The sequence below is a fragment of the Tsukamurella sp. 8F genome, assembly GCF_029167375.1.
Lineage (GTDB): Bacteria > Actinomycetota > Actinomycetes > Mycobacteriales > Mycobacteriaceae > Tsukamurella.
Window position 1 is genome coordinate 1 of sequence record NZ_JARFTP010000061.1, and the last position, 6,223, is coordinate 6,223.

Annotated in this window: 9 protein-coding genes; all 9 read right to left on the bottom strand. The window is 68.6% G+C overall.

Features of this window, described 5'->3' with window-relative positions; genetic code table 11:
- Position 1: 1 nt before the first annotated feature.
- The 9 genes from P0W64_RS22375 to P0W64_RS22415 all read right to left on the bottom strand — a co-directional run bounded on the left by P0W64_RS22375 (position 2) and on the right by P0W64_RS22415 (position 5,368).
- On the bottom strand, positions 2–298 hold the full coding sequence (locus tag P0W64_RS22375; protein ID WP_275482411.1) for a WXG100 family type VII secretion target: 297 nt from the start codon (positions 296–298) through the stop codon (positions 2–4).
- 16 nt (positions 299–314) lie between these two features.
- Positions 315–641, bottom strand: coding sequence for a WXG100 family type VII secretion target (locus P0W64_RS22380; protein ID WP_275482412.1), 327 nt, complete (start codon positions 639–641; stop codon positions 315–317).
- Between the two features lie 75 nt (positions 642–716).
- A complete protein-coding gene (locus P0W64_RS22385) occupies positions 717–1,436 on the bottom strand; it encodes an ESX secretion-associated protein EspG (RefSeq protein WP_275482413.1) in 720 nt (239 codons plus the stop codon).
- On the bottom strand, positions 1,433–2,473 hold the full coding sequence (locus P0W64_RS22390) for a PPE domain-containing protein (RefSeq protein WP_275482414.1): 1,041 nt from the start codon (positions 2,471–2,473) through the stop codon (positions 1,433–1,435). Before P0W64_RS22390 ends, P0W64_RS22385 begins: the two co-directional genes overlap by 4 nt.
- 2 nt (positions 2,474–2,475) lie before the next feature.
- Positions 2,476–2,769 carry a PE domain-containing protein gene (locus P0W64_RS22395; protein ID WP_275482415.1) on the bottom strand — a complete coding sequence of 98 codons (294 nt, stop codon included), beginning with the start codon at positions 2,767–2,769 and terminating at the stop codon, positions 2,476–2,478.
- A gap of 91 nt (positions 2,770–2,860) precedes the next feature.
- Positions 2,861–3,979 (bottom strand): hypothetical protein, encoded by a 1,119-nt coding sequence (locus P0W64_RS22400; protein WP_275482416.1) that lies wholly within the window; start codon positions 3,977–3,979, stop codon positions 2,861–2,863.
- Positions 3,980–4,036: 57 nt separating this feature from the next.
- A complete protein-coding gene (locus P0W64_RS22405) occupies positions 4,037–4,243 on the bottom strand; it encodes a hypothetical protein (RefSeq protein ID WP_275482417.1) in 207 nt (68 codons plus the stop codon).
- Positions 4,244–4,401: 158 nt separating this feature from the next.
- Positions 4,402–4,788, bottom strand: coding sequence for a Gp19/Gp15/Gp42 family protein (locus tag P0W64_RS22410; protein ID WP_275482418.1), 387 nt, complete (start codon positions 4,786–4,788; stop codon positions 4,402–4,404).
- Positions 4,789–5,053: 265 nt separating this feature from the next.
- A complete protein-coding gene (locus tag P0W64_RS22415; protein WP_275482419.1) occupies positions 5,054–5,368 on the bottom strand; it encodes a hypothetical protein in 315 nt (104 codons plus the stop codon).
- Positions 5,369–6,223: the final 855 nt, after the last annotated feature.

Genomic DNA, 6,223 nt, shown 5'->3' on the forward strand with positions numbered 1-6,223 from the left:
GTCAGCCGTGCCAGCCGGAGGCCACCCTCGAGTTGGTCGCCTGCATACCGTCGACGGCGCCGCCCGCGGCGTCGCGCACGCGCGAGAGAAGCGAGAGGATGTTCTCGAATCCCTCATTCCAACGTGCCTGATGCGCCTGGTAATTGGTGGCCGATTGCTCGTCCTCCCAATACCCGGCGAGCTTGATCTGCTGCCCACGGACGTCCTCGCCCTGCGCGAGCAGGATCCCCTGGCGGGTCCCGATGTCCTCCAGACCCGCACGAATGGCCTCGTAGTCGTACTTGATCAGATCACTCATGTTCTCGCTCCTCCCCTCAAGCCAACGACGGGATGTTCAGCCCGCCGCTCCCCGCGAGCCCACCTATGGCCGATGTGCCGTCGTCCTCCTGGGCCTGGTAGTCCTTCGTGTTGACGGCGAGCATGTCGCCGATCTCGTTGAGCGCGGTATTCATCTTGATCGAGTTCTCATCCCATTCCGCCATGACCTTCTGGAATGCGATCTGCGCCAGGCCCACCCAGGCCGAGCGCGTCATCTCGACGTCGTTGCGCAGCTGGCCGAGCGTCCCGTTCATCGCGCTGCCCGTGTCACTCAGGGCCGACGCGCTCGCGGCCATCGCCGCGAGTTCGGCACTTGTAGTCATGTCCTACTCCTCCCCGCCGAACTGGTCGGCGTCGGTCGATGAAACAGCCACGGCCTCTGAGACCGTGGTCCCCCCTCACGGCAGCCAAGCGCCGCCGGGAAGCTCCTCGCAGGCACGCCTCAGTGCGAGCCCTATCCGGTGCGCGGATCCCTCCGCCACTGCGGTCCACAGCCGCCCGTCCGCGGCCGGCGCCGTGGTGGCCACGACACGTCCGACGGGCGCGTCGATCACCGCCACCGTGGATCGCAACGGCCGGCCTGCCGCCTCGAGCGTGCACTCGACCGCCGTCTCGGCGCGGGTCAGCACGTGCGCCAGCCGAGACGCGGCAGCGGCGGGTACCGCCAGGGAACGCAGCCCGGCCGCCATTCGCGAGGCGTCGTCGCATGACAGCACCTCGACTCCCTCCTCCGTCGGGAAGCACGCCGTCGCACAGCGTTCCGCGCCCCACACCTCCGGAAGGGCCGCCTCGACGAGCCTGTACAGCCGGACCGCCGTGCCATCGCAGTGCGGGAAGTCGACGGTGAGGGTCGCCCCGCGTCGCACAGCACGCACCGTCGTCTCGCCGCTACGGCCCAGGCACAGGTGCGTGCCGAGCGGGTCCGCGACGCGCACCTCCAACCGCACCTCGGCAGCCGCTAGCAGCGCGAGCGCGTTCCGCGTGCCTGCATCGGGCTCGCGCGCCGGGCCGGCAGCAGAGCGGGAGCCCGGCGCCAGCCACAGCGACGACGGCAGCTCGTCGGCCGCCGGCCCGGAAACACGACCGACGGTGTAGGTATCCACGCCCCGAGCGGTCACGACCCACCATCACTCACGAGATCCGGTGCGCCGTTCGTGCTTCCGTATCCTTCGCCCCCGACGACATCCGGCGCGGTGTGAACGGTGAAGGCCTCGGGCTCGCCGGGATCCGACGGCGTGGCGCCGGCCGGGCGGGTGACGGCCCGGGACGCTGCGGCTCCTGCACCCAGCATCGCGGGCACGAGCGGCATCCCCCTGCCCATCGGCGTTCCAGCGGGTACTGCGGGAGCGGTGGCGGCGACGCGCCGCGCAGGCTCCTCCCGCCGCAGCGCGGCGGCGGCGTAGCCCGGCAGCGGTGCAGGCCCGAAGCCGGTTCCTCCTCCATACGAACCGATCCCGCTCCCACCACGGCCCGCCGTGCCGGCGGCCACCGACCTGCCCTCGCCGCGCGTCCTGGAGCGATCCGTGGCCGAGCGAGCATGCGGCGGAGCATGCAGGCCCCAGGCATGAGCCAGGCCGGACGACGCGTGCTCGTAGTCCACCATCGCAGCGGCCGCACGTCGGTGCGCATCCTGCTCATCGCGTTCGACCCGCCCGATCGCCCCGATGAGCACCCCACCGTCGCCGAGCGGCGTCGCCTCCACCGCCACGCGGGCCGCGCGCAGTGCTGTTAGCTCCGCGGCCCCGGGCATCGCCCTCACCGCCGCCTCGTACGCGTCCGCCTGCCGCTCGGCGCGGCGGGCGCATTCGGCTAGGTCCGCCGCGTGCCGGGCCAGCCAGCGCGCGTACTGGTGGAGTGGCCCGCCGCGCTCGTCGCCGGCGCCGCTGCCGGCGGTCATCCCTCTGCCGGACACTCGCTGCCGCCCTCGCACGATGCCGGGCGCCGCAGGCTCGGCGAAGTGCCCGAGGCGCGCGACTCCGGCGAGGCGATGTAGCGCACGGTCGAGGTCGACGGCCGCCGTCGCGTACGCAGACGACAACCGGCCCCAGTCGCGTGCGGCTGAGCGCAGGTGTGCGGCGCCCGCTCCCCCCATCAGGTCCGCCGACAGACGGTCGGTGGTGCGCTCGTCCCAGTCGATCCCGGTGAATCCGACCACGATCAGGCCCGCGTGACGACGCCCGCGGAGTCCGCGTCGCTCTCCTCTACCGCCCCGGCGTGATACTCCACGGCGCGCGCCAGGACGGTCAGCTCGCGAAGCGCCGCACCCGCGGTCCGGTCCTGCACGGCCGCCATACGCCGCAGTGTGCGGGCCGCCGTCGACGACACCTCGTCGCGGCCCGGCGCCGCGGGCGACCTCTCGCCGTCGCGCTGCGCGTCCTCGAGCGTATCCGATATCCGGATGATCTCGCGTGCAACGTCTTTCATTCCGGCCGGTTCGATATGCACCGCCATGAGACCCTACCCTCCCCCGAAGTGACTTCCATCAATTAGACGCACCGGCCCGGTCGTCGGTTCCCGGCGATCTCGAAGACGCCGACAGGCACTACAGCCGCAGCTCGATGTCCATCGAAGGCCCTTGCGTCTCAACAGGCTCCGCGTCCCCCAGCACCTGCGGGCCGGCCGGCGGCAGCGCGCCGACGAGCCCCTCACCGTTGGCCGTCGTGACGAGGTAGTCGGGCGCGCTGTGGTCCCCGGCCTGCGCGGGCCGCGCTCCGGCTCCACCCAGCGGCAGCATGCCGCCCGCGGCACGGCGGGCCTCACTCGCGTCCGCCGGCAACGTGCGCGCCCCGCCCTCGACGACGGCGCGCGGGGCCGGTTGCGCCGCAGGAGGACTCGGTACGAGCGTCGGGGCGGGGACGCCGACACCCGCACGCGCCGCGACCAGGCCTGCGGCGCCGATGCCCGAACCGATTCCCGAACCGACGGATCCGGAACCTGTCCCGAGTCCGGGACGGGCCCCACCGAGCTCTGACGACGGATAGCCGGCCAGCCCGCCGCTCGCCGGCGATACCATCGACGGCCCCGACGAGACCCGCTCGCCGGCAGCCGATTCCGCGACTTCCTGCCCGGACGTACCGGTGAGCGCCTTTCCGGCCGCGGCCGCGGCCCCTACGGCTGTCTTCACTCCGGAGGACACACCTTCTGTGACCGTCTTCCCGAGACCGGACACCAGCTGCGTACTCGCGGACGCCACCGCCGTCCCGACGGATGCCGCCGCCTGCGCGGCCGATATGGCCGCCGACATAGGTGGATTCGCGATCGGCACCTTGCGGCCCGCGACCCCCACCTGCCCCGACAACTGCGAGAGCTGCGCCTTGACTCGCGACACGACCTCGAGTGCGTGGTCGAGATGTTCCTCGGCCGCGGCCACCACCGTCGCCTGGCCCGGAGGTAGCCACAGCGCGGGACCAACCGCTGCCACCACAGACATGAACGAGTCGATGACGGCCTGCAACTCGACCTCGCCCTCGCCTACGACCGCGGCTGCCTCGGCCACCGATGTGGAGATCTCGGCTCCCTGCTCCGCGACCAGACCACCTGCGGTGGCGGCCTGCACGCCCTTCCCCGTCGCGGCGGTGGCCGCGGGCCCCTGCCACACCGAGCCCAGCGCCGAGACCGCCTGCATGCCCGCGCCCATGCCCTGCTCCACGGCCTTCGACACGCCGGACAGGAGACTCGACGGATCAAGAATCTGTGTCTAGACACTAGCAGAGGACGGTCACCTACGTCTGACCGTCAGCTCGATATGGCGGGTATTCGGGGATCCGTTGTACCGCACCACGTCCCCGAACACGGACCAGCGCTCCCCCCTCCACTCGATCTCGCCTTGTGCTCCGAGCTGCGAGAACTGCTGCTCGAGCTGGCGGGGAGGCCGCATCCGGTACACCTGCTCGGTCCCGAATCCGGTGGATTGGGTCTCAGCCAACCGGGCGGACGTACCGGACTGTCCTTGAGCCTGGAACCGAGCCCGAGCCGGAATGCCCACGGCGCTAGGGCGTGTACGTACGTTCCCGTCGATGTCTGTAACCGCTTCCTCCGGGTACAGAGTGCACGGTTCGTAGCTGTCTGCTCTATCCAACAGACTCACGAGGGCATCACAGCTACGGGTGTGATGACGGCTAGGCCGGACGACCGGACGTACCCGAGAGTCTTCCACTCATCAGCTGTCAGCTCCAACCGGCCGGCAGGAGCATCGTCGTCCTGACGCTTCATGTAGGTGTAGCTGCCGTCCGTCTCGGAGAGCAGACCATCGGGGTTACGCATCAGCCGTAGAACGGCGTCGGCCTCGATATCGACAGCATCAGCCCGGTAGCCCTGGTCGGAGTCGCACTTGTCGATGAAGTCCGGGATCCGGCGGATGATAGCCCGCTCTAGCTGAGACAGGCGACGCTCTACGGTCGCTGTCTCCTCGGTGGTCAAACCATCCTTACCCCAGAGGGTGCGGACATCACTCGCTGTCGCGATCGCCACGGTTACCCTTCCGGTTGGTAAGTCGCGCTCGGTGCAATTCCTCTGCGAGCTTGTCGAAGAACTTCTGGTATCCGTCCCCTCCGTCGGGGCGTCGGTTACGTCGTGGCATTGGTTTCCTTCCAGTGCTGGTAGTTGTTGATCGTCGGGGCGTTAGGAGCCCCGTCTCCTGCCGTCAGGAGCCAGCGGTAGTAGTTCGATACCGCCTGGTCCGGTCGGGTCTCAGGAGCCTTAGGCTTGCGCTTGTACGTCTTCCCTAGGACCACGGTTACCCCTCTCCTCCTAGGTTCATCTTGGACAGCAGAGAGGCGAGTAGCCCTCGCTGGAATCGCGACTCGCTGATTAGCGGGTTGATAACCCACTGGCCCATACTCCCTTTGACTGTGGTCGGTTCATCAGCCGCCTTCCTGTCTAGGTCTGCGATGATGTCCGCTACCCGAGCCGCTTGTTCTAGTAGCTCTAGTTTCGGCATGTCGTCCTCTAGCGGGTACTGCTCTAGCGTGTTCGACCAGAGCTTCTTTCCAGCGGCCTTTAGCCCGCGTGGTGCGCGTGGAATCGCGGATGATTCGGTTGTATCAGCCACCTAGGTATTCCTCCGCTGTCTGTCTGCCTTTGGACATGTTTACGAACGGAGTACACGGGACTAGGTTGTCCGCTCCGTGGTGACCGCCCCGAGAAAGGGGCGTCATATGGTCTAGGTGCCAGTCATCGCCTAGCGGCTCCCCTGTGTAGTAGCAGACACCCTCACCGATACCGTGGGACTCCCAGTACGCTCTCAGAATCTCAGGAGACAGCCGGTCGGCTAGACCTCCGTGATGCCTCGCCTCCCGAGCACCGTTCAATAGACGTTGGTTCAGCGGATCCCCGTCCCGCCAGCGCTTATTAGTTGCCGCGCGCTTGTCGGGGTTGCGCTTCTGCCAAGCGGCGGTGCTCGCGTTAGCTGCCTTTCTCACTGCCGGGCGGGATGTGTACTCCCGCTGGCACCGTTTGCACTGGCTGGACAACCCGTCCGCTCGTGCACGGTTCTTGTAGAAGTCCTCCGCCGGGCGGGCTACACCGCCGCACGTGAGACCGCTGCACACTTTGGTTACTGACACTCCTCTAACTCCTTAAGCCTTTAGTTCGCCCGTCTTCCGGGCTCGTTCGTAACGTGGTGTTTCGCGCGAATGCGCAGGTCAAGGTAGGTTCGTCTAGCTGAAACCTGGGAAAAACGCGGACCCGGCCCCGCGACCGCAGTAGGAACCGGTCGACGCGTACCCCCGTAGGGGTACCCCCCTGGGGGTAGCGTGCACCGCAAACCCGCAGGTCAGGGGGTATACCTGCCTCTAAACCACAGCCGGCCCGTAGGCCCTAAGCACTAAGCCCCAGCAGCAGCCCTAAGCACCCGTCCCGGTGCGCCTCCCGACCCCTGCCCGGCTACGCCCCCGAGCCCTAAGCC